This window comes from Mesorhizobium sp. M2D.F.Ca.ET.226.01.1.1 (assembly GCF_004022705.2).
Lineage (GTDB): Bacteria > Pseudomonadota > Alphaproteobacteria > Rhizobiales > Rhizobiaceae > Mesorhizobium.
Map to the genome: position 1 here is coordinate 107,235 of NZ_RZOY02000007.1, position 21,525 is coordinate 128,759.

The following is a 21,525-nucleotide window of genomic DNA, read 5'->3' on the forward strand; positions in this document are numbered from 1 at the left end:
ACAACCCCTAGCACGATTGACGTTTACGTCAAAGGGGCGTCCAGCCCCGCATCGCATGACGCAGGAGCAGCCAGTGCCGGCGCAAGGTGGAGAGCGCTGCCGTTGCGCCGAGCGGCGACCCGCGAGCCCTCTCCATCTTGTCGAGATAGGCGCGGGTTAGCGCCAGCGGCAGGAAAGCCGGCCGCAGCGAAACGGGAAGCGCCGGCGCGGCTTTCTCGAAGGCGTTGAGATGCTCCCGCGCCAATGCGATCATAGCCGCCACCGCGCGCTCGGCAGCCGGCGCATCCTCGCCCTTCACGAACGCTTCCGGCGAAGTGCCGGCTGCCACCAAGATATCGGCTGGCACAAAACACTGTCCACGCCGGCGATGCAGCGGCAAGAGCAACAACAGGCCGGTGATGGCCTGCGCGCAGCCGGCCCTGCCAGCCAGTTCGGCAAAGCCTGGCGCGGCGACCGGATCGAGCACCATGGCCGCAAGCTGGACAAGTGCCGCGGCTGTTTCGCCGCAATAGCCCTCGAGGTCTGTCCGTGACGGCATCGGGTCGTCATAGAGATCGAAGATGCGTGCCTCGAGCATGTTCTCGAAAGCGGTCTTCGGCAGCCTATCGGCGATGATCGTCGCACGCAGCGCATCGGCGGTCGGGTGGCCTGTCTCGGCATCCCCGTCGGCCGCGATGACGTCGCGCCACCATTGCAGCCTGACCTCGCCCGGCAGCGGCTCATGGATGCGATCGCGCACGCCGGCGATTTCGGCGTTGAAGGCATAGAGTGCGAGCAGCGCGTCGCGCTTTTCGGCCGGCGCGTAGAGCGCCGACAGATACCGGTCATGATCGGCGGCGCGCACCGCATCCATGACGATGTTGCCATTCTTGACGATGTTGGACGTACCGGCCATTCAGTCGACGGCGATCAGCGCGGCGGCCACGGCCCGGTCTTCGGCCAGCAGCACGTTGTAGGTCCGCACCGCCGCCCCCGTCGACATCGGGTCGGCCGAGATGCCGGCCTCCTTGAGCGCGACGCGCAGCGCAGCCGGCAACGGCCGCAGATCCTTGCCCATGCCGACCAGCAGGATCTCCACCTTGCCGGCCTCGGCGAACAATTTGTCGAAGTCCGAGGCCTTCAACGCCAGCGGATCGGCGGGCTCCCAGCCATGTATGCCCGACGGCAGGACGAGCAGCGAGCCGCGATGCGACATGTCGGCAAAGCGGAAGCCGCCATTGCCATAGGCCTCGATCGGCGCCTTGCCGGGGAAATGCGCCTCGCGGATGATGATGCCTTTGGCCATGGATCTAGAGCATGATGCCGAAAAGTGTGGAGCGGTTTTCGGACGACATCATGCACTATCTCTTTGACTTAGAGCCGGATGATTTCAGGCCAACTCGACCTGAAATCTCAATCCGGCTCTGACAGCATCAGGTCGTCAGGGCCTTGCCGTTCACCGGCTTCTTTTCCTCTTCGGTCGTGGCCTGCGGCCGCAACTTGAACAGGATCAGCAGCGGCGCAGCGATGAAGATCGACGAGTAGGTACCGAACACCACGCCAAACAGCATCGCCAGCGTGAAGGAACGAATGACCTCGCCGCCGAACAGCACCAGGGCCAGCAGCGCCAGGATGGTGGTGACCGAGGTCAGCGTGGTTCTGGACAGCGTCTCGTTGATGGCGTTGTTCAACAGCTGCGGCAGCGGCATCTTCTTGTATTTTCTGAGATCCTCGCGGACGCGGTCATAGACCACGATCGTGTCGTTCAGCGAATAGCCGATAATGGTCAGGATCGCCGCCAGCGACGATTGGTTGAACTCCAGACCAGACAGGACGAAGAAGCCGATCGTCATCACCACATCGTGCACCGTGGCGATGATGGCGCCGACCGCGAACTGCCATTCGAAACGGAACCAGACATAGAGCAAGATGCCGACCAGCGCGATCAGCATCGCGATCGTGCCCTGCTTGGCCAATTCCCCGGAGACCGTCGGCCCCACCACTTCGACGCGGCGGAAATCATACTGGTCCTGCAATTCGCCCCGCACCTTGTCGATGACGGTCTGCTCGGCATTCTCGCCGGCGTCCTGTGTACCGACGCGGATCAAGACGTCGTTCGGCGCGCCGAACTGCTGCACCTGGATCTCGCCGATGTTGAGCTCGGACAGCCGGTTGCGGATGTCGCCGAGATTGGCGTCGCCCTGCTTGGACTGCACCTCGATCATCGAGCCGCCCTTGAAGTCGATGCCGTAATTGATGTCGATGGTCAGGAACCCGACGACCGACAGGACCGACAAGAGGCTGGACAAGGCGAACGTCCAGCGGCGGATGCCCATGAACGGGATCTTGGTGCCCGGCGGAATGAAGGTTACCGGCGCGCGCGGCAATTCCTTCGGGCGGGCGCGGCGCAGCCAGATCGACACCAGCATGCGGGTGAAGGTGAAGGCGGTGAAGACCGTCGTCAGAATGCCGATCGCGTAGGTGATGGCAAAGCCCTTGACCGGTCCCGTACCCAGCCAGAATAGCACCACGGTGGCGATCAGCGAGGTGACGTTGGAATCCACGATGGTCGCCAGGGCCTTGGAGAAGCCGGTGTCGATCGACTGGATCACCGAGCGGCCGTTTCGTCGCTCCTCACGGATGCGTTCATAGATCAGCACGTTGGAGTCCACCGCCATGCCGATGGTGAGCACGATACCGGCGATGCCGGGCAAAGTGAGCGTGGCGCCCAGCAAGGACAGCAGCGCCACGATCATCGCCACGTGGACGGCCAGCGCGATGTTGGCGAGGAAGCCGAGGAAGCCGTAGGCGACGAACATGAAGGCGACGACAAGGATCGAGCCGATCAGGCCGGCCACTTTACCGGCATGGATCGAGTCCTGGCCGAGGCCCGGACCGACGGTGCGCTCTTCGATCACCGTCAGCGTCGCCGGCAAGGCGCCGGCGCGCAGCAGCACGGCAAGGTCGTTGGCGCTCTGCGGCGTGAAATTGCCGGAAATCTGGCCGGTGCCGCCCAGGATCGGCTCGCGGATCTGCGGCGCCGAAATCACCTGGTTGTCGAGGATGATGGCAAACAGCTTGCCGACATTCTGCGCTGTGGCTTGGCCAAAGCGGGTCGCGCCCTTGGAATCGAAACGGAAGGAGACGACAGGCTCGTTGGTCTGCGAATTATAGGTCGCCTGCGCGTCGACCAGGTTCTCGCCGGATACGATGACGCGGTTCTCGATCAGATAGGGAACAGGCGGATCGTCCTGCGAGTAGAGCACCGTGGAGCCGGCCGGCGGACGGCCCTTCAGCGCATCCTGCACCGGCATCGACTGGTCGACCATCTGGAAGGTCAGCTTCGCCGTCTGGCCGAGGATCTCCTTCAGCCGCTGCGGATCCTGCAGGCCCGGCACCTGCACCAGGATGCGGTCATCGCCCTGGCGCTGCACGATCGGCTCGGTGGTGCCGAGCTCGTTGACGCGCCGCTCGACCACTTCGATCGACTGCGTCAGCGCCGTCGACGTGCGGTATTTGAGGCCGGCGTCGGTGACCGTGAATTTGAGCAGGCCCGGCTCGGAATCGTCTAGCGCCATTTCCTGGATTGAGCCGCCCGAGAACAGGCCGGCGGCCACAGGATCGGTCAGCGGCTTCAGGACCTTCTTGGCCTGGTCGATCTGGGCCGGGTCCGTGATGCGCACCTGCACCGTGCGGCCGGAGCCGGAAAGGCCAGTGTAGTTAATCTTCGGGTTGGCATCGCGCAGCAGCGTCCGGATCTCGTCGCGCGTCGTCTCCATCCTGTCCTTGATCAGATCGTTCTGATTCATCTCGAGCAGGATGTGCGAACCGCCCTGAAGGTCGAGGCCGAGGGTCATCTGCCGCTTCGGCACCCAGCTCGGCAATTGAGCCAGCATGCTTGCCGGGAAAAGGTTGGGCGCGGCGAGGATCACTGTGATGGCCACGGCGAGCCAGATCAGGATCATCTTCAGGCGCGAGAAATAAAGCATTCGTTCTTATCCGTTCAGGCGTACAAGCGCCAGCGTTCCGCCATCGGCTTGGTTGTCGTCTATCGTCGTCATTTCAACCACGGCCGGCCCTATCGTGCTTCCTCGAGGATTGTCAATCTCGCCGGCAGCGCGCCGGTGCGCAATAACACGGCGAATTCCGTGGCGCTTTCGGCCGTGAAATTCCCCGATATCTGCACGGTGCCATGCTCGATGGGTTCCCGGATGATAGGCGCCGAAATCACTTGGCCGTCCAAAATTACGGCAAATGGCTTGCCGATATTCCGCGTGGTCGCCCACTTGAAACGTTCCGTACCCTTGGAATCGAGCCGGAATGCGACGACTGGCTCCCCAGCAACAGCGTCCTGTGTTGCATTGGCTTCCAGCACACTCTCGCCGGCAACGATTACCCGGTTTTCGACAAGATAGGGAACTGGCGGATCGTCCAGCGTATAAAGGACAGACGATCCCGCGGGTGGACGGCTGCTGATCGCGTCATCAACCGGCATCGACGTGCCGACCAGTTGGAAACTCAACCGCCCTTGCCGGACGAGAATCTGCGCCAAGCTATGCAAATCCGCGACGCTTGGCGCTTGTATGAGTATGCCCTCGTCCGTCAATTGGATCGCGGCGTCGGCGATGCCAAGTTCGTGCAGCCGATTTTTGATAATCTCAATCGACTGCGCGAGCACGGCGGATGTTCGATACTTCGAACCTGCATCAGTCATTGTGAACTTCAACAGGCCAGGTTCGCTATCATCCAGCGCAAATTCCTGGACCGGGCCCTCCTTATCGGCGACAGGGTCAAGCAGGGTCTTAAGTGCCGCTTTGGCAGCCTCGACCTGCGCCGGATCGGAAATGTGCACCTGCACGGCGCGGCCCGATGCGATTAGGCCGCTGTAGTTGATCTTAGGCTCGGCATCGCGCAGCAACGTCCTGATCTGGTCGCGCATCGCTTCGGCGCGGCTGCTTCTCAACTCATCCGTATCCAGGTGAAGCAGAACATGTGCGCCCGGCACAGATGCAGAAACATGCGACGCGCCGATGACCATCGAGACCAGGGCAAGCCCGATCAACATCATCTTCAGGCGCGAGAAATAGACCATATGCCGCCGCTCGTCGGAGCCCTGCCCGCGGCCATCGCCGCCGGGATTTCGCTTACTTCTTGGCGTTCTGGTTCGCCACCGGCTCACCCTTTACGCGCACGTCCGAGATCGTCGAGCGTAGCGCCGTCACCTTGGTTCCGCCGCCAAGGTCGATCTCCAGCTCATTGTCGTCGATCACCTTGGTCACCTTGCCGACGAAGCCGCCGCCGGTCACCACCGTATCGCCGCGGCGCACCGCCGACAGCATCTCCTGGCGCTTCTTCAGCTGTGCGCGCTGCGGCCGGATGATCAGAAAATACATGATCACGAAAATCAGGACAAACGGCAAAATCGAGATGAGCATATCTGGCGAAGCGCCGACGCCCTGGGCGTATGCCGGTGTAACGAACATCAAGAAACTCCTGGGTGGTGAAATACCGCCGCGGCGGCCCCGCGAAAATTTGGCCGGAATATAGTCGCTAAAGTGGCCAATGCAACTGCGCTGCGAGCCCAATCCGTTGCTTTTCCAGTCGTTTGCGACGTGCTAGAGCGTCGCAGCGGAAGCGGCTTTGGGACCACCGAAAGATCATGCTCCAACAAAAGCTTGGACCTGGTTCTTGCAGCGATGTCATGGAAGCTGCTCCCACACGCTGAAAGACCTCAACAAAAAGACCCAAAATGACCGATAGTCTGGACGCCTTGAACAAGAAACTCGACCGCCTGATCGAGGCGGTTTCCCGCCTCGCCGCTCCCCCCGTCCCGGAGACCGATCTTGGCGCCGCCGACTGCTTCGTTTGGCAGGCTGAGCCCGGCTTTCTGGAACCGGTGCGCAAGGTCAACCGCGTCGACATCGGGCTGATCCGCGGCGTCGACCGCGTACGCGACATCCTGCTTGACAACACCGAGCGCTTCGCTTCCGGCTATGCGGCCAACAACGTGCTGCTCTGGGGCGCGCGCGGCATGGGCAAGTCGTCCCTGGTCAAGGCCGTGCACGCCACTGTCAACGCCTCCGACAAGCTCGACCGGCCGCTGAAGCTGATTGAGATCCACCGCGAGGACATCGACACGCTGCCCAAGCTGATGGGTCCGCTCAAGGCGGCGCCTTATCGGTTCATCCTGTTTTGCGACGACCTTTCCTTCGACCATGACGACACCTCGTACAAGTCGCTGAAGGCGGCGCTCGAAGGCGGCGTCGAAGGCCGGCCCGGCAACGTCATCTTCTATGCCACGTCCAACCGGCGTCACCTGTTGCCGCGCGACATGATCGACAACGAGCGCTCGACCGCCATCAACCCTTCGGAAGCCGTCGAGGAAAAGGTCTCGCTATCCGACCGTTTCGGCCTTTGGCTCGGTTTCCACAAATGCTCGCAGGACGAATATCTCGACATGATCGACGGCTATGTCGGCTATCACGGCCTGACGATCGACCCCGAGCAGCTGCGCGCCGAGGCGCTGGAATGGGCGACGACGCGCGGCAGCCGTTCCGGCCGCGTCGCCTGGCAGTTCACGCAGGATCTCGCCGGCCGGCTCGGCAAGCCGCTGAAGGATTGAATGTCACTTGGGCGGCTGCGCCCGTCGCAGGTCGCGCGGCGTCTGGCCGATCTCACGGCGCATCCAATACGCCAGATGTGACTGGTGCGCGAAGCCGGTCAACGCCGCGACCTCACTCGTGCTGAGATCGCCGCGTCGCAGCAGGGCGCATGCCCTTTCCACGCGGCGTCGCAACACGTAGCGATGCAAGGTGACGCCCATCGCCGCCTTGAACCATGTGCGCAGATGCGAGCTGCTCGCGCCGGCCACCCGGCTCAGGCGTTCGATCGAAAGGGGCTCATCGAGCGCGGCCTCAATGTGTTCGAGGACACGCTTGAGCTGCGCGTCCGACAACCGGTTCACTCGAACCGCGTCTGGGCCATCGAGGCCGAGCAGTCTCACCGCAAGCGCGGCGCCGATGCTCTCGGCAAACAAAGGGCCACTCGGTGCGCCAGCGGCGAGATCGCTCTGCAGTGCGCGGGCGAGATGCCCGATCCGCTGGTCACGAAGCAGATGCCGGGTGTCGAGCCACAATGCCCGTTCCTTGCCACCAAGTTCCGCGGCGACCCTTTCCACCAGGGCCGGCTGCAAGACGATCTCCATCGTCTCGAACGGCGTTTCAGCCTCGAAACCGCCCTCCTCCCCGGCCGGCACCAGGTCGATATCGCCGGCGCGCCTGACGAAATATCGCCCGACCTGATAGCAGTAGGAGCGCGTCGCCGCGCTCGCATGCACCATGACGCGATGGTGCGACGCGCGGGGCAGCCGATGCACGCCTGCCTCGACATGCCTGGAAACCATCGTGACTTCGGACGTCGATCGGGCCGGGGCGAGTTGCAGAGGCATGCTCTCTCGATTCATGGCGAAACCTGTTCAAGATTTGGCAATTCCCGCGCGATTTTCAACGCCGAGAACCTGTACTCCCGCCTCTCCTTCAAACATGGAAGAGAGGTTGCCATGAGTTTATATGTCGTTATCGGCGCGGGTCCGGTTGGACGCGAGACGGCTCGCCTTCTTGGTGAGGAGGGCCATGATGTCATCCTGACCAGCCGAAGCGTCGGTTCTAACGCGTTGCGCAATGTGCGGTCGATACAGGCCGACGCCACGGACGCCTCGGCGCTGTCGCGTGTCTGCCGCGGCGCCGATGCCGTGTTGATGTGTGCCATGGCCACGTATCATCGCTGGCCAACCGACTTTTTCCCTATAATCGACGGTACCGTGCGCGCGGCGGAAGCAGTCGGTGCCAAGCTCATCGTACTCGGAAACCTCTATGGTTACGGCAAGAATGGCGAAGACCCACTTCGCTCCGACATGCCGCTGGACCCGACCTCAAAGAAGGGAACCGCAAGGACGATCATGTGGCAGCGGGCGGCCCGTGCCAGCGTGCCGGCGATCGAGATACGATCCAGCGACTATCTCGGATACGGCGCGATCAGCTACTTTTCGCTGATCGCGCTGCCCTCCATCATCGAGGGCAAGCCTGTTGCCTTCATCGGCGACCTTGACGCCACTCATGCCTGGACCTTCACCAAGGACGTCGCCAGGACGCTCGTCGCGGCCTCCCGCTACACGGGCGAATGGGGACGGGCGTTTCACGTTCCCTCGCAACACGCCTCGCCCAACGAGCTGATCCGCAAAACCGCGGCGATGCTCGGACGGGAGGTTTCCGAGACACGCTCCTATTCCATCCCTGAAATGGAAGCGCTTGGCATGCAGGAGCTGATGGAGATGAGATATCTCTTCGAGACGCCCTTGCTGGTTGATTCCTCCGATGCGGAGACGCTTCTGGGCGCGAAGGCCAGCAGCCTTGAAGAGATGATCGCCGACACGCTCCGGGATCATCTTTAAGCCCGAGCATCAGGCAATCTTCCGGAACTGAAAAAGCCCGCTCCTTGCAGAGCGGGCTGAAGACGGCGGGCCGGACTGGAGGTCAGGCGGCCCGCAATTGTTCTTGTTCTATTCGAGATAGCCGGCCGGATCGACCGGGGCCGAGTTCTTGCGCACTTCGAAGTGCAGCTTGGGCGAGTCGGTGGTGCCGCTCATGCCCGACAGTGCAATCTCCTGGCCGCGCTTGACCTTCTGGCCGCGCTGCACCTCGATCGAGCTGGCATGGCCATAGACCGTGACCAGGCCGTTCTCATGCCGCACCAGCACGGTGTTGCCGAACTCCTTGAGGCCGTCGCCGGCATAGATGACGACGCCGTTCTCCGCCGCCTTGATCGGCGTTCCTTCCGGCACCGCGATGTCGACGCCGTCCTTGCCGGAGCCAAAGCCGGAGATCACGCGGCCACGCACCGGCCAGCGCATTTTGCCGATGCCGGTAGCGTCGGGTGCCTCGGCACCGTCGTCCTCGGCCTGCTGGATGACCTTGGCGTCCTTTTTCGGCGGCGTGTAGGAGGCGAGCGTCTCGGTGGTCTTGGCCGCAGGCGGCGTCGTTGCCGTCGTCACCGGATCCACCGCTGGCTTGGCGGCCGCGGGCTTGGCGGCTGCCGCCTGAACAGTCCCGCCGGCCGGAACCTTGAGTGTCTGCCCGATCTTGAGCACGCCGGCCTGCATGCCATTGGCCTGCTTCAGCGCGACGACGCTGACACCGGTCTTCCTGGCGATCGACGACAGCGAGTCGCCCTGCTGGACGGTATAGGTGCCTCCGGCGCCGGCGGGCTTTGCCTCGGCGACCTGCGGTGCGGGCTTCGGATTCTTGGAACCGGTGGCCGCTGCCGACGTATCGACCTGGGCGGCCGACTTGCCGTCCTTGACCTTCGGTTGCTGCGGCAGCACCGCGACCTTTTCAGGAGCAGGCTGCTTCGGCGCATTGGCCGGCTTGCCTTCAGCGACCTTCGGTTCCGCCTTGCTCGAATAGGCATAGGCAGGGATGACGATCTTTTGGCCGGAGCGGATGCCCTTCTTGGGATCGATCCCGTTGACCTTGGCGATGGCGTCGGCCGGCACATGATAGTGCGCCGCCAGGCCTGAAAGCGTCTCGCCGTCCCGGACCACGATTTCGGTCGCATGCGGCGCAGCACTTGCGTTGCGGACCGCATCGGGCTCGGCGGTCTTGAACGGCTTCGCCGGCGCGACCGTGCCGGTGGCCGTCCTGTCGAGATGCGGCGCCGGCGCAAGCGCCGGAGCGGGTGTGAGCGCAGGAGCCGAAGCGGTGCGCATCGGCTTGGCGGACGCCGGGGCCGAGGGAGGCGGCAGTTGCTGCGCCGTGACCGGCTCGAGGCTGGAGCGGCTCACCGACTGGGTGTGAGTGCCGTCGACAGGCGCGGGTGCCACCGTGTCGCCCGGATAGGGCTGGTCGACATTCTGCTTGTTGATGATGGCGCGCTGATTGTTGGTGGACGATGTGAAGACATCGTCGACACCGTTGAAGCGCATCGACTGGGAACTGCACCCGGCCGCCGCGCCGGCAATCATGAGCACAGCGCAACCGCGCGCCAGATTGCGTCTGTTTGCTTTCAAGTGATTGAATTGCATCGCACTAACCCGCACAGACCCGGTACAAACTGGCCCTGATTAAAGCGCGTTAATGTTACTGGCGGGTTAACCCTTTAGAATCCGACGAAAATTTTCTTAAAACATTGGCGGAAATTTTGGCGAAGGCCTCAAGGCCCGCTAGATCACCGCGGCGACGCTGCGCAGGATCGGCTGCAGCCTGACCATGCCGATGTCCTCGCGCTCAAAGCGGCTGCCGACCTTGGTGAGCTTGGCCAGCACCTGCTCGCCCTCTTCCGGGCCGATCGGCGCGATGACGATGCCGCCGCTCGACAGTTGGTCGAGCAGGAAGCGCGGCAGGCTGTCGAAGGCGGCCCAGGCGACGATGCGATCGAACGGCCCCTCATTGGGCAGGCCGTTGGAACCGTCGGCCTGGCGGGCGATGATGTTGCTGATGGCGAGCGCCTCGAAGCGCTGTTTTGCCTGCTCGGTGAGCGTCTTGTAGCGGTCGATGGTGATGACGCGCGCCGCAAGCCGCGACATGACCGCCGCCGTGTAGCCCGAGCCGGTGCCGATCTCGAGCACGCGGTTGCCCGGCTCGATGTGAAGCGCCCCGATCACGGCCGCCTGCAGGTCGGCGCCCTCGATCGCCTCACCGCATTCGATCGGCAACATGCCGTCCGACCAGGCGATCGAATGGAACTGGGCCGACAGGAAACCGCGGCGCGGCGTTGCCTCGAAGGCGGCGACCAGCGGCTTCGGCGCCGTCCCCCTGCCCCGGAGCCTGAGCAGGAAAGCGGCAAACCCTTCGCGGTCGTCGAGGCCCGTATTCATGCCAATGCCTTGGTCAGTTGGTCGCGCAGTTCATGGGCGGTGAGGTCGAGTTGCAGCGGTGTTACCGATACCAGCCGGTTGCGCATCGCATGAAGGTCGGTGCCCTTCTTGCCCTCGACCGGCTCGCGGCCGAAGCGCAGCCAGTAGTAAGGCAGGCCGCGCCCGTCGCGGCGTTCGTCGACCCACAGGCTGTGCACCAGCTTGCCCTGCGAGGTGACGACGGTGCCCTCGACTTCGTCGGGCGTGCAGTTGGGGAAATTGACGTTGAGCAGCACGCCTTCCGGCAGCGGCGTTTCCACCAGCCGCTTGAGCAGCGCCGGGGCCAGCGCCTCGGTCGTCTCGTAGGGAACCACGCGATCCTCGCCGACGTAGGAATAGGCCTGGCTGACCGCGATCGAGCGCACGCCGAGCAGCGCGCCTTCCATGGCGCCCGCCACGGTGCCGGAATAGGTGACGTCGTCGGCGATGTTGGCGCCGGAATTGACGCCGGACAGGATGAGCTCCGGCGGTCCGGGCAGGATCTTCTTCGTGCCCATGATGACGCAGTCGGTCGGCGTGCCGCGCACGGCATAATGCTTCTCGCCGATCTTGCGGAGCCGGAGCGGCTCCGAAATGGACAGCGAATGCGCATAGCCGGACTGGTCCTGCTCCGGCGCCACCACCCAGACATCGTCCGACAGCGTGCGGGCGATGCGTTCGAGCGACGCCAGCCCCTCGGCATGAATGCCGTCATCGTTGGTCAGCAGGATGCGCATGGATTCACTTCGGACCGATCTTGACCAGACCACCCATGTAAGGCCGCAGCACTTCAGGAATGGTTACGCTGCCATCCTCATTCTGGTAGTTTTCGATGACAGCTATAAGGGCGCGGCCGACCGCCGTGCCCGAGCCGTTGAGCGTGTGGACGAAGCGGTTGCCCTTGCCATCCTTGTCCTTGTAGCGGGCATCCATGCGCCTGGCCTGGAAGTCACCGCAGACCGAGCAAGACGAGATTTCGCGATAGGCATTCTGTCCCGGTAGCCACACCTCGATGTCGTAGGTCTTGCGCGCGCCAAAACCCATGTCGCCGGTGCAGAGCGTCACCGTACGAAACGGCAGGCCGAGGCGCTTCAGCACCTCCTCGGCGCATTGCGTCATGCGTTCATGCTCGGCGATCGAGCTTTCCTGGTCGGTGATCGACACCAGCTCGACCTTGTAGAACTGGTGCTGGCGCAGCATGCCGCGCGTGTCGCGCCCGGCCGAACCCGCTTCCGAACGGAAGCACGGCGTCAGCGCCGTGTAGCGCAGCGGCAGCTTTTCATGCGCGGTGATCTCCTCGCGCACGAGATTGGTGAGCGGCACTTCAGCCGTCGGGATCAGGCCGAGCCGCCCGTCGCCATGCGGGGTGAAGAACAGATCCTCCTCGAATTTCGGCAGCTGATTGGTGCCGAACAGCACCTGGTCGCGCACCATCAGCGGCGGGATGACCTCTTCATAGCCGTGCTCGGTGGTGTGCAGGTCGAGCATGAACTGGCCGAGAGCACGCTCCATGCGCGCGAGTTGGCTCTTCAGCACCGTGAAGCGCGCGCCGGACAGTTTTGCCGCCCGTTCGAAATCCATCATGCCGAGCGCTTCGCCGATCTCGAAATGCTCCTTTACCCAGTTCGAGCGGGCCGGCAGTTCGCCGACGATGCGCTTGACGACATTGTCATGCTCGTCCTTGCCGACCGGCACGTCGTCCAGCGGCACGTTGGGCAGCACCGCAAGCGCGTCGTTCAGCGCCTTGTCGAGTTCGCGCTCGCGCGCCTCGCCGTTCTGGATGAACGCCTTGATGTCGCTGACTTCGCCCTTGAGCTTTTCGGCAAGGGCGGCATCGCCCGAGCGCATGGCATTGCCGATCTCCTTCGAGGCGGCATTTCGGCGCTCCTGCTTGACCTGCAATTCGCTGAGATGCGAACGCCGCGCCTCGTCCTTTGCAATAAGGTCGTCGACCGTGGACTGCGCGTCATCCGCCGACCACGAGCGCTTCACCAGCGCCTCGACAAGGGCCTTCGGGTTTTCGCGAATCCATTTGATATCAAGCATGGTCGATCCTCAAAGCAATGCATGTCGCCCAGAGTGTGTCGCGGTTCTGGGACAACGACATGCATCGAAACTAAGACGTAAAGCGCGTCGCTTGAATCCGTTCCAGCGCGACGCGCTTTAAGGATCGAGGGCGTAAACCGCATCCGCCGTCGATGCAAGACGGCCGATATACAGCTCGCCGCGATTTCCAACCCTGGCCGTCGGTCAGGTCAGGCCGACGGAGCGTCCGGCGTGTTGCTGGCCGAGTTGCCTGCTTCCGCCTGCTCGCGCGCCAGACGATCGCGCGCCTGGCTGCGCTCGATCATGCGCGACGACCAGATGGCGACCTCGTAAAGGATGATCGTCGGGATGGCGAGGCCGCACTGGCTCATCGGATCGGGCGGCGTCAGCACTGCCGCGACGACGAAGGAAAGCACGATCGCCCATTTGCGCTTCTCGGCCAGCGCCTGCGACGACAACAGGCCGACACGCGTCAAGAGGCTGGTCACCACCGGCAATTGGAACACCAGGCCGAAGGAAAAGATCAGCGTCATGATCAGGCTGAGATATTCCGACACCTTCGGCAGCAGTGAAATCTGCACCTGGTCGTTGGTGCCGACCTGCTGCATGGCGAGGAAAAACCACATCACCATCGGGGTGAAGAAGAAATAGACCAGCGACGCGCCCATCAGGAACAGGATGGGCGACGCGATCAGGAACGGCAGGAAGGCGTTACGCTCGTTCTTGTAGAGGCCGGGCGCGATGAACTTGTAGATCTGCGTGGCGATCAGCGGAAAGGCGATCACCATGCCGCCGAACATGGCGAGCTTCACCTGCGTGAAGAAGAACTCCTGCGGCGCGGTATAGATCAGCTCGACCTTGTGCGGGTCGAGCCCGGCCCATTGCGTCGCCCATTTGAACGGGATGACCAGAAGGTTGAACAGCCGCTTGGCGAAGAAGAAGCAGACGAGAAAGGCGACAAAAAAGCCGCCCAGCGACCAGATCAGGCGGCGGCGCAGCTCGATCAGATGTTCGATCAGCGGCGCGGAGGATTTCTCGATTTCTTCCTTTTCCTTGTCCGAAACGCTCACTTGGTGTCGCCCGCCATCTTCTTGCTGTCGCCCGGCACTTTCTTGCTGTCAGCTACCTTCTTGACAGCCGACTTCTTCGCCGCGGCGGGCTTTGCCTCGGCCTTGGGCGCGGCCTTCCTGGCGGGCGCTGCGGCTTTGGCCGGAGCCGGCGAAGATTTGGCCGGCGCCTTTGCTGCCGGTGCCTTCGATGCCGCGGCTGCCTTTGCCGTCGTGGCGGCTGTCTTCGCCTTGGCGGTCGCCTTTTTCGCCGGCTGCGCCGGCACGGCGGCCTCGGAGACCGGTGCAGCGACGGAGGCGTCGGTCATGGCCGGGAAGATTGGCGCTGCCGGAATTGCCTCTGAGGCATTACCGCCGGGCATATCCGTGGCGCCATTTTTGAGCGGCTCGGCCAGCTGCGGCGTCTCTGCCGCCGGCGCCGTCGGATCGGCGGCCGGCTTGGGCTTCATCATCGTATCGACGCCGGCGCGCACATCGGCCGCTGCCTGCTCGAACGGATTGAGCTGCTTGCGCACCTCGTTCATCGGATTGAGGCTGCGAAGACTGTCGATCGAACTCTTCACATCGTCGAGTTCAGCTTCCTTCAGCGCCTCGTTGAACTGCTTCTGGAAGTCGCCGGCCATGGCGCGCAGTTTCGCCGCGGTGCGGCCAAAGGTGCGCAGCATGTTGGGCAAATCCTTCGGCCCGACGACCACGATCATGACGACCGCGATCACCAGCAGTTCGCTCCAACCGACTTCGAACATGGCAATCTATTCCGACGAGTGCATGCCGCCCAAAAGTGCGAAGCGGCTTTGGGACAACGGCATGCTCAAACCAACAATCGGATCAGCTCTTGCTGACCTTTTCCTTGCCCGGCGAAACAGTCTCGTCGGCGCGGTGCTCGACGGTCCGCTTGTCGTCAACGTCGTCGTCAGCCATGCCCTTCTTGAAGCTCTTGATGCCCTTGGCCATGTCGCCCATCAGCTCGGGAATCTTGCCGCGGCCGAACACCAGAAGCACGATGACCAGCACGATCATCCAGTGCCAAATCGAAAACGAACCCATTTGCTAATCTCTCTCGAATGTTTTCCCTGGCGATGATCTATGCGTTTTCGCACGGGGATTCAAACACAACCGCCGCGAAGTTGATAAAATGGCTAGCGGATGTCACGCACTTTCGGCGTGAGCGGCTTGCTACCAATCCGCGCAGCCTCTGCTAATAGACCATTCGCGGCGATTTGATGATCACTCCTCGGTGACGCGCGGCGTCAGCAGCCCGAGCTCCTCGAGGTCGATATCGGTCAGCGCATCCTCGTCCTCGGCCAGCGCGTCGGGATCGGCCGGCGGCACCGGCATCGAGAAATTGGCCGGCATGCGCGTCGAGAGCAGGCCAGCGCCCTTCAGCTCTTCCATGCCGGGCAGATCGCGGATTTCCTCCAGCGCGAAATGGTCCAGGAAGGCATCGGTGGTGCCATAGGTCACCGGCCGACCAGGTGTGCGGCGGCGGCCGCGCATCCTGACCCATTCCGTTTCCAGCAGCGTGTCGAGCGTGCCCTTCGACGTCTCCACGCCCCGGATGTCTTCGATTTCGGCGCGCGTGACCGGCTGGTGATAGGCAATGATCGCCAGCACTTCGAGCGCCGCGCGCGAGAGCTTCCGTTGCTGGACGGAGTCCCGGCTCATCAGGAAAGCCAGATCGCCGGCGGTGCGGAAGGCCCAGGCATCGCCGACCCGCACCAGGTTCACGCCGCGCTTGGCATAGATTTGCTGCAGATCGGCCATCGCGGCGGCAATGTTGACCCCCTCGGGCAGACGAGCGGCAAGCTGCTTTTCGCTCACCGGCTCGGCGCTGGCGAAAACGATCGCCTCGGCCATGCGCACGGCTTCCGACAACTGCAGCCGCTCGGCGGGGTTCTCGAGTAAACCCTGCTCGGCCATCTCGTCTTCCGGCTCATCCTCGACCTTGAACGGGATGACGGAAGCGTTGGCGCGTTCGCTCATGATACCACCTCGACTGCCTTTGCACCTTGCGCGCGGCTACGCAGATAGATCGGCGCGAACACCTGATCCTGCCGCACCTCCAGCTTGCCCTCGCGCACCATTTCGAGCGTCGCGGCGAAGGAGCTTGCCATCGCCGTGCGCTTCTCTTCCGGCGCCGCCAGATACTCGACCAGGAAACTGTCGAGCGCCGTCCAGTCGCCGACGGCGCCGATCAGCCGTGCCAGCACTTCACGCGCATCCTTGAGCGACCACACGGCGCGCCGGGCGATCGTCACATTGTTGATTGCCTGCCGCTGGCGCTGCTGCGCGTAGGCGGTGAGCAGATCGTAGAGCGATGCCGAAAAGGCGTTGCGCTTCTCGATGATGACCATTTCCGGCATGCCGCGCGCAAAGACGTCGCGCCCGAGGCGATTGCGGTTGACCAGCCGCGCCGAGGCGTCGCGCATCGCTTCCAGCCGCTTCAGCCGGAATTGCAGCACCGCCGCCAGTTCCTCGCCGCTTTCGCCCTCTTCGCCCGGCTGCTTCGGGATCAAGAGCTTTGATTTCAGGAAGGCGAGCCACGCCGCCATCACCAGATAGTCGGCGGCGAGCTCGAGCCTCAGCGCCCGCACCTTTTCGATGAAGGCCAGATACTGCTCGGCCAGCGCCAGGATCGAAATGCGCGCCAGATCGACCTTCTGGTTGCGGGCAAGATGCAAGAGAAGATCAAGCGGGCCTTCGAAACCCGCCACGTCGACCACCAGCGACGGGTCGCCGGTCAGGCGTGAATCGTCGTTTTCGGCCCACAGACGGTCCATCGGTGCGGCCTTCGCGACCTTGCCTTCCAATGTCTCCGCCACTTGCCTTTCGTCCCTTCGGTTCAGGCCACCGCTTCGAAATAGGTGGCGAATTCAGCGCGAATCGCGGCTTCGTCGGCGACGTCGCGATCCTTTATATAGGTCAGCGCCCGTTCCGCGCGTTGCAAAGACTTGCCGGTGAGCGCCGTCGTGCGTGACGCGATCCCCGACATTTCCTCGAAAACGCCGTTGCAGTGAAGGACGAGATCGCAGCCGGCCGCAAGGATCGAGGCCGCCTTTGTCGGGAAATCCCCAGAAAGTGCCTTCATCGAGGTGTCGTCACTCATCAGCAGCCCGTCGAAGCCGATCTCGCCGCGGATCACCTGGTTGACGACCTTGGCGGACGTCGTCGCCGGATTGTCCGGGTCGACGGCGCTGTAGACGACATGCGCCGTCATTGCCATCGGCAGCTCGTTCAACGCCTTGAACGGGGCGAAATCATGCCGGCGCAACTCATCGAGCGGCGTATCGACGGTCGGCAGCGCGAAATGCGTGTCGGCAAAGGCGCGGCCGTGGCCGGGAATATGCTTCATCACCGGCAGCACGCCGCCGGCCATCAACCCCTCGGCCGAGGCCCGGCCAAGCTCGATCACCGCGTTGGGCTCCTTGCCGTAGGCGCGCGCGCCGATGACGTCGCTGGCGCCTTCGACCGGAACGTCGAGCACCGGCAGGCAGTCGGCGGTGATGCCCAGCCGGGAGAGGTCGAATGCATGCAGCCGCGCCATCAACCAGGCGGCGCGGCGGCCGGCTTCGCGATCATCGCGCCACAACGCGCCAAGCGCGCCGCCGGCCGGATAGTTCGGCGCCAGCGGTGGGCGCAGGCGCTGCACCCTGCCCCCTTCCTGGTCGATGAAGACCGGCGCGTCCGGGCGGCCAACACTGTCGCGCATCGAGGCAACCAGATCGCGGATCTGCCCGGCTTCGCCGATATTGCGCGCAAACAGGATGAAGCCCCACGGACGTTCATCGCGGTAGAAGCGGATTTCGTCTTCGGTGAGGGATTTCCTGGCGCAGCCGAGGATCATGGATTTTGATTCGCTCATACATACGAGCTTAAGGCTTTGGAAGGGCAAAGGGAATCACCCCTGCCCTGTGGGCAGCCGAAGCCCACAACCGTCCACAACGAAAAGCCGGCGCGACCTTGCGGCGGCGCCGGCTTTCAGAAGTTCAAATCGATCAGCGCGAGACGAAGCAGTTGCCGCCGGCCGCCTTGTAGCTGGTGCAGAGCGCAATCGCGTCGTTGCGCGACTTCGCCGGGACGCGGACGCGGTAGAACGTGCCCTTGCCCGCGACTTCCGCCTTGACGATGCTGGCCGTGCGGCCGGAAAGGACGCTGCCATAGCGGCGCTGCAGGTCCTGATAGGTCGACTGCGCGCTTTCCACCGTCGGCTGCGAGGCGATCTGCATCGACCACGAGCCGCCGCCGGCGGCCGACGCCGGATCGATCGAGGCGACCTGGTCCGGCTTGACCTCGCCGACGATATCGACCGGCTGATCGGAAGGACGCGCCGGCGCCACCGGCACCACCGCCGGCGTGTCGGCCGACTGCGCCTTGGCTTCAGTCTTCTTCGCGGGTTTCGCGAGCTTCACTGCCGGCGCGGCGGTCTGGTCCGTATCGTCGGAAGCTACGGTTCCCGTCTGCTGGCCGTCGGAGGCCGGCGCGACATGCTGCGGCGCCGGATCGCTCGGCTCGGCCGCCGCGACCTTCGGCGCCGCCGGGGCCGGATCCTCGCGCGGCACCAGCGAGCCGTCAGGCTTGACCATCATGGTCTTCACCTTGCGCGGCGCAACGGCGACGACGTCGTTGCTGGCCCCGTTGTTGTCGGCATCCTGCTGCAGCACCTGGGCGATGCGATCTTCCGACTTCGGTGCCGGCGCGGCTGGCTCAGCGCTTGCCGGCGCGGCAGGCTCGGTGCTTGCCGGCGCGGCCGGATGGGCGCTTGCCGGCACCGTCGCTTGCGCGACGCCAGGCAACGCCGTTTCTGGTTTGCCGGCGGCATCGGCGCCGGCCGAGGCGTCGGTATCGTTGGGCGAAAGATCGACCACCCGGCTCTGCGGCGGTTCCTTCGAGGCCAGGTCGACCGGCTGCTCGGTGGTGTTGACCAGCTTCTGCTGCACCGGCTCGGCGGGCTTGGCCGCACCGCCGCCCTTGGCCACCGCGTCATAAACCTTGTTATCCTGGTTCGGCACCACCGCGCCGCCCGGATTTTCGGGCTTCACCTTGATCGGCGCATTGTCGGCTTTGACGATCACCGGAGCTTCGCTGCTGCCCTTGCCGCCGAAGGAGAAGGCCAGCGCGCCAAGGCCGCCGAGAACCACCACGGCGCCAACCAGCGCCCCGATCATCATACCGCGCCGGCGCGGCTGCGCCGCCTCGCGCTCGGCAAGACCGGGGATCGCCATCGCCTCTTCGAGCTCGGGATCGTAATCGAGCTCGTCGGCAGCGAATTCCTCCGCCTGCGAAACCGGCCGGCTGCCAGGCAGATCGTCGGCATCGTAATCGTTCGCGGCGGCAAGGGAAGCCGGAGCGACCGGAGCCGCCTGGGCCTCGGCCCGCAGATCGCGACGGTCGTAACCGCTGAAGCCGGCACTGTAGGATTCGTCATCATAGCCCCGGCTCTGCGTAGGCGCCGATGCGATCTCGGTCGCATTCATGTCGGTGAGCAGGCTGGCGAATTCCGCATCGAGATCGTCAAAGGCGGGGGCCGCTGGCTGATCCTCCTCGAAGCTGAGCTCCGGAATGTCAAGGTCGTCCGCGAGCGCGACCACGCGCTCCGGCACATCGACCGTCTCGACGTCCGGCACGTCGTCATGCTGGGGGGGCTGTGGCGCTGACATCGGCGCCTGCGTCGGCTTGGCATAGGCGGAATAATCCGGTGCCGGTTCGTTGCGGTAGGCAGGCGCGGTCATCTGAAGCGGGGCTGAAGGCACAGCCGTCTGCACCGGCGCCGCGGGCGTCGGCTGTGCCGCAAACGAGGCTTGCACAGGCGGAGAGGCGGTCGGGGTCGAACGGCTCCACGACCTCGACGGCTCCGCAGGCGTCGCATGCAGCCATTCGGACGAATTTGCCGGAGACCTCGTCGTAGCGGCAGCCGCCTGCTCGGCCTCGATGCTGTGGGCGAAAGCAGCACCGAAATCGTCGTCGAAATCGGCATCGGGCACGGTCGTGGCCGAGTCCGCAAAATCCTGGCTGTCGAGCTCGCTGGCGAGCAGGTCGTCCAAGCCATTGTCGACCGGCTCGTTCTGCGCCGGCTGATCCTCGTCGAGGTCCCAATCGAGATTGTCGGCGGCCGCCTTCTCGCCCGCGTAGCTGGCAGGCTCAGAAACCAGCCGCGGCGACGGAGCAGGCTCCTTGACCACCGGCATCGGCCGCGCGGTCATTGCGCCGAGCAACGCATTGAGCTCGTCTTCCAGGCTGCGCTCGCTGGCGACCGGCTTTTCCGGTGCAACGGCAACCGGCGAAACCTGAGCGGCGACGATGGGGGCTGGCTCGGCCATGGCCGGCAGCAGCGCGGCGGCGGGCTCCTCGGCAGGAGCTTGCGGCTCGTCGGCCGGAGCTTGCGGCTCGTCGTTCAGCGCATCGCGGAAGCTCAGTTCGAAATCGTCCTCGAGGGTCAGCGCGGAGGTCGGATCGGGCGCGGCGAGCTCAGGCTCGGCTGCGAAATTGGCCGCCTCAGTCGGCGCCTCGACCAAAGACGCCGGCTCGTCGTCGAGCGACAGCTCCGGCTCCTGTTCCTGACCGAGATTCATGTCCTGGCCGAGATCCAGATCGACATCGGTGATCGCCTGATCGATCTGACCGGCAAAATCGTCCTCTGACATCAGCGGGGCGGCCGCATGGGCTTCGACCGGCTCAACAGCCGGCGCATGCCGCTCCGGCTCGTGGCTCTCGAACGACAGCTCGTCTTCGAGCGACATCTGGACCGCATTGTCGAAATCGGCGTCGAACGCCCCTTCGCTGGCGGCCTGTACGGCTTCGACGGCATCCTGATGGGTGTCGGCCGGCTCATGATATTCGGAAGCGGCGGCCTCGTGATGGTCGAGCTGGAAATCCTGATCCAGCGACGCGGCCATCTCCTCATCGATCGGAAGATCGTCCTCGAACGCCGAGACATCCAGCGAACTGGCGACCGCCTTGTCGAAATCATCGTCAAAAGCGACTTCCGGCTCGGCAGCGACTTCCGGCTCCGGCGCAAAATGCGGCTCTGGCGCAAAATGCGCTTCGGGGGCGAAATGTGGCTCCGGCGCGGCTTGCGGGGCCGCGGCGAAATTCGGCTCCGGCGCGCGAGGCATGGCGAAGTCGGCGTGGTCGGCCGCGTCGTCGAAGACGAAATCCTGCTCGAAAGAGGCCATCAGCTCGTCGTCATTGGCGGCGACGCTGGCAGGCTCGAAAGCCGGCTCCTGCCTGATCTGATGCACGACAGCCTGCTGCGCGACCGGCTCGCTTTCCTCAACGGAATCGATCTCCCCCATCAACTCCTTCTCGAGGTCGATGTCGAAGTCGTCCGCCGCCGGAGCCTGGTGAGCCGGCATGGCTTTGTCGGCCGCGGGGGCCGGCTGCCTGACCGGCTGGCGCGGGTCGAAACCCATGATCCGGGTCAGCTCCGCGAACGGATCATCGTCGGCGATATTGTTGTGGTCGGCTGCTTTCAGCGGGGTTCTGTCTGCCATTATTGTTCCCGAACTCGCACACAGTCGGACGCCATGGACGTCGCGCAGGGTTGGC

At 64.1% G+C, this 21,525-nt stretch carries 19 protein-coding genes; 2 read left to right on the forward strand and 17 right to left on the reverse strand.

The genetic code is table 11. The annotated features are described in order from the left end of the window. Nucleotides 1-28: 28 nt before the first annotated feature. The 5 genes from EN869_RS17660 to yajC form a co-directional block, all read right to left on the reverse strand. Complete coding sequence (locus tag EN869_RS17660; protein ID WP_245489337.1) at nt 29-895, reverse strand: phytoene/squalene synthase family protein; 867 nt, start codon at nt 893-895, stop codon at nt 29-31. Further along, entirely contained in the window at nt 896-1,285 is a 390-nt protein-coding gene (locus tag EN869_RS17665; RefSeq protein ID WP_127227137.1) for an Mth938-like domain-containing protein, read from the reverse strand. 127 nt (nt 1,286-1,412) lie between these two features. Continuing rightward, a complete protein-coding gene (secDF, locus tag EN869_RS17670; protein ID WP_127227136.1) occupies nt 1,413-3,968 on the reverse strand; it encodes a protein translocase subunit SecDF in 2,556 nt (851 codons plus the stop codon). A gap of 89 nt (nt 3,969-4,057) precedes the next feature. After that, nucleotides 4,058-5,071: a hypothetical protein gene (locus tag EN869_RS17675; protein ID WP_127227135.1), complete on the reverse strand. Its 1,014-nt coding sequence runs from the start codon at nt 5,069-5,071 to the stop codon at nt 4,058-4,060. Nucleotides 5,072-5,123: 52 nt separating this feature from the next. Next, a complete protein-coding gene (yajC, locus tag EN869_RS17680; RefSeq protein ID WP_095765024.1) occupies nt 5,124-5,462 on the reverse strand; it encodes a preprotein translocase subunit YajC in 339 nt (112 codons plus the stop codon). Nucleotides 5,463-5,728: 266 nt separating this feature from the next. Between yajC and EN869_RS17685 the strand changes: the two genes are divergently transcribed. After that, a complete protein-coding gene (locus tag EN869_RS17685; protein ID WP_127227134.1) occupies nt 5,729-6,601 on the forward strand; it encodes an ATP-binding protein in 873 nt (290 codons plus the stop codon). A gap of 3 nt (nt 6,602-6,604) precedes the next feature. On the opposite strand, the gene EN869_RS17690 is transcribed toward EN869_RS17685, so the two are convergent. Further along, nucleotides 6,605-7,426, reverse strand: a complete 822-nt coding sequence (locus tag EN869_RS17690; RefSeq protein WP_127227133.1) for an AraC family transcriptional regulator — start codon at nt 7,424-7,426, stop codon at nt 6,605-6,607. 111 nt (nt 7,427-7,537) lie between these two features. Here EN869_RS17690 and EN869_RS17695 point away from each other — a divergent pair, with 111 nt between their 5' ends. Then, on the forward strand, nt 7,538-8,428 hold the full coding sequence (locus tag EN869_RS17695) for an NAD-dependent epimerase/dehydratase family protein (protein ID WP_127227132.1): 891 nt from the start codon (nt 7,538-7,540) through the stop codon (nt 8,426-8,428). Nucleotides 8,429-8,536: 108 nt separating this feature from the next. Here the strand turns inward: EN869_RS17695 and EN869_RS17700 are convergent, their stop codons facing one another. The 11 genes from EN869_RS17700 to EN869_RS17750 form a co-directional block, all read right to left on the reverse strand. Then, nucleotides 8,537-10,057: a peptidoglycan DD-metalloendopeptidase family protein gene (locus EN869_RS17700; RefSeq protein WP_127227131.1), complete on the reverse strand. Its 1,521-nt coding sequence runs from the start codon at nt 10,055-10,057 to the stop codon at nt 8,537-8,539. A 138-nt stretch (nt 10,058-10,195) separates the two neighbouring features. Continuing rightward, on the reverse strand, nt 10,196-10,849 hold the full coding sequence (locus EN869_RS17705; RefSeq protein ID WP_127227130.1) for a protein-L-isoaspartate(D-aspartate) O-methyltransferase: 654 nt from the start codon (nt 10,847-10,849) through the stop codon (nt 10,196-10,198). Further along, nucleotides 10,846-11,604 carry a 5'/3'-nucleotidase SurE gene (gene surE, locus EN869_RS17710; RefSeq protein ID WP_127227129.1) on the reverse strand — a complete coding sequence of 253 codons (759 nt, stop codon included), beginning with the start codon at nt 11,602-11,604 and terminating at the stop codon, nt 10,846-10,848. The genes EN869_RS17705 and surE overlap by 4 nt, the downstream gene beginning before the upstream one ends. Before the next feature lie 4 nt (nt 11,605-11,608). Continuing rightward, nucleotides 11,609-12,913 carry a serine--tRNA ligase gene (gene serS, locus EN869_RS17715; protein WP_127227128.1) on the reverse strand — a complete coding sequence of 435 codons (1,305 nt, stop codon included), beginning with the start codon at nt 12,911-12,913 and terminating at the stop codon, nt 11,609-11,611. A gap of 209 nt (nt 12,914-13,122) precedes the next feature. Further along, nucleotides 13,123-13,983 (reverse strand): twin-arginine translocase subunit TatC, encoded by an 861-nt coding sequence (tatC, locus tag EN869_RS17720; protein WP_127227127.1) that lies wholly within the window; start codon nt 13,981-13,983, stop codon nt 13,123-13,125. Continuing rightward, nucleotides 13,980-14,726: a Sec-independent protein translocase protein TatB gene (gene tatB, locus EN869_RS17725; protein ID WP_127227126.1), complete on the reverse strand. Its 747-nt coding sequence runs from the start codon at nt 14,724-14,726 to the stop codon at nt 13,980-13,982. The genes tatC and tatB overlap by 4 nt, the downstream gene beginning before the upstream one ends. An 82-nt stretch (nt 14,727-14,808) precedes the next feature. Then, complete coding sequence (locus tag EN869_RS17730; RefSeq protein WP_095815328.1) at nt 14,809-15,027, reverse strand: twin-arginine translocase TatA/TatE family subunit; 219 nt, start codon at nt 15,025-15,027, stop codon at nt 14,809-14,811. Between the two features lie 180 nt (nt 15,028-15,207). Continuing rightward, nucleotides 15,208-15,963 carry an SMC-Scp complex subunit ScpB gene (gene scpB, locus EN869_RS17735; protein WP_127227125.1) on the reverse strand — a complete coding sequence of 252 codons (756 nt, stop codon included), beginning with the start codon at nt 15,961-15,963 and terminating at the stop codon, nt 15,208-15,210. Next, on the reverse strand, nt 15,960-16,760 hold the full coding sequence (locus EN869_RS17740) for a ScpA family protein (protein ID WP_127227250.1): 801 nt from the start codon (nt 16,758-16,760) through the stop codon (nt 15,960-15,962). Before EN869_RS17740 ends, scpB begins: the two co-directional genes overlap by 4 nt. 62 nt (nt 16,761-16,822) lie before the next feature. Then, nucleotides 16,823-17,842 (reverse strand): beta-N-acetylhexosaminidase, encoded by a 1,020-nt coding sequence (gene nagZ / locus EN869_RS17745; protein ID WP_127227124.1) that lies wholly within the window; start codon nt 17,840-17,842, stop codon nt 16,823-16,825. A gap of 133 nt (nt 17,843-17,975) precedes the next feature. Then, entirely contained in the window at nt 17,976-21,470 is a 3,495-nt protein-coding gene (locus tag EN869_RS17750; RefSeq protein ID WP_127227123.1) for an SPOR domain-containing protein, read from the reverse strand. Nucleotides 21,471-21,525 lie beyond the last annotated feature (55 nt).

Excerpts from the sequence above, each read along its gene's own strand:
- EN869_RS17660 (WP_245489337.1), bottom strand. The coding sequence starts at position 895 with ATGGCCGGTACGTCCAACATCGTCAAGAATGGCAACATCGTCATGGAT.
- EN869_RS17665 (WP_127227137.1), bottom strand. The coding sequence starts at position 1,285 with ATGGCCAAAGGCATCATCATCCGCGAGGCGCATTTCCCCGGCAAGGCG.
- secDF (WP_127227136.1), bottom strand. The coding sequence starts at position 3,968 with ATGCTTTATTTCTCGCGCCTGAAGATGATCCTGATCTGGCTCGCCGTG.
- EN869_RS17675 (WP_127227135.1), bottom strand. The coding sequence starts at position 5,071 with ATGGTCTATTTCTCGCGCCTGAAGATGATGTTGATCGGGCTTGCCCTG.
- yajC (WP_095765024.1), bottom strand. The coding sequence starts at position 5,462 with ATGTTCGTTACACCGGCATACGCCCAGGGCGTCGGCGCTTCGCCAGAT.
- EN869_RS17685 (WP_127227134.1), top strand. The coding sequence starts at position 5,729 with ATGACCGATAGTCTGGACGCCTTGAACAAGAAACTCGACCGCCTGATC.
- EN869_RS17690 (WP_127227133.1), bottom strand. The coding sequence starts at position 7,426 with ATGCCTCTGCAACTCGCCCCGGCCCGATCGACGTCCGAAGTCACGATG.
- EN869_RS17695 (WP_127227132.1), top strand. The coding sequence starts at position 7,538 with ATGAGTTTATATGTCGTTATCGGCGCGGGTCCGGTTGGACGCGAGACG.
- EN869_RS17700 (WP_127227131.1), bottom strand. The coding sequence starts at position 10,057 with ATGCAATTCAATCACTTGAAAGCAAACAGACGCAATCTGGCGCGCGGT.
- EN869_RS17705 (WP_127227130.1), bottom strand. The coding sequence starts at position 10,849 with ATGAATACGGGCCTCGACGACCGCGAAGGGTTTGCCGCTTTCCTGCTC.
- surE (WP_127227129.1), bottom strand. The coding sequence starts at position 11,604 with ATGCGCATCCTGCTGACCAACGATGACGGCATTCATGCCGAGGGGCTG.
- serS (WP_127227128.1), bottom strand. The coding sequence starts at position 12,913 with ATGCTTGATATCAAATGGATTCGCGAAAACCCGAAGGCCCTTGTCGAG.
- tatB (WP_127227126.1), bottom strand. The coding sequence starts at position 14,726 with ATGTTCGAAGTCGGTTGGAGCGAACTGCTGGTGATCGCGGTCGTCATG.
- EN869_RS17730 (WP_095815328.1), bottom strand. The coding sequence starts at position 15,027 with ATGGGTTCGTTTTCGATTTGGCACTGGATGATCGTGCTGGTCATCGTG.
- scpB (WP_127227125.1), bottom strand. The coding sequence starts at position 15,963 with ATGAGCGAACGCGCCAACGCTTCCGTCATCCCGTTCAAGGTCGAGGAT.
- EN869_RS17740 (WP_127227250.1), bottom strand. The coding sequence starts at position 16,760 with ATGGACCGTCTGTGGGCCGAAAACGACGATTCACGCCTGACCGGCGAC.
- nagZ (WP_127227124.1), bottom strand. The coding sequence starts at position 17,842 with ATGAGCGAATCAAAATCCATGATCCTCGGCTGCGCCAGGAAATCCCTC.
- EN869_RS17750 (WP_127227123.1), bottom strand. The coding sequence starts at position 21,470 with ATGGCAGACAGAACCCCGCTGAAAGCAGCCGACCACAACAATATCGCC.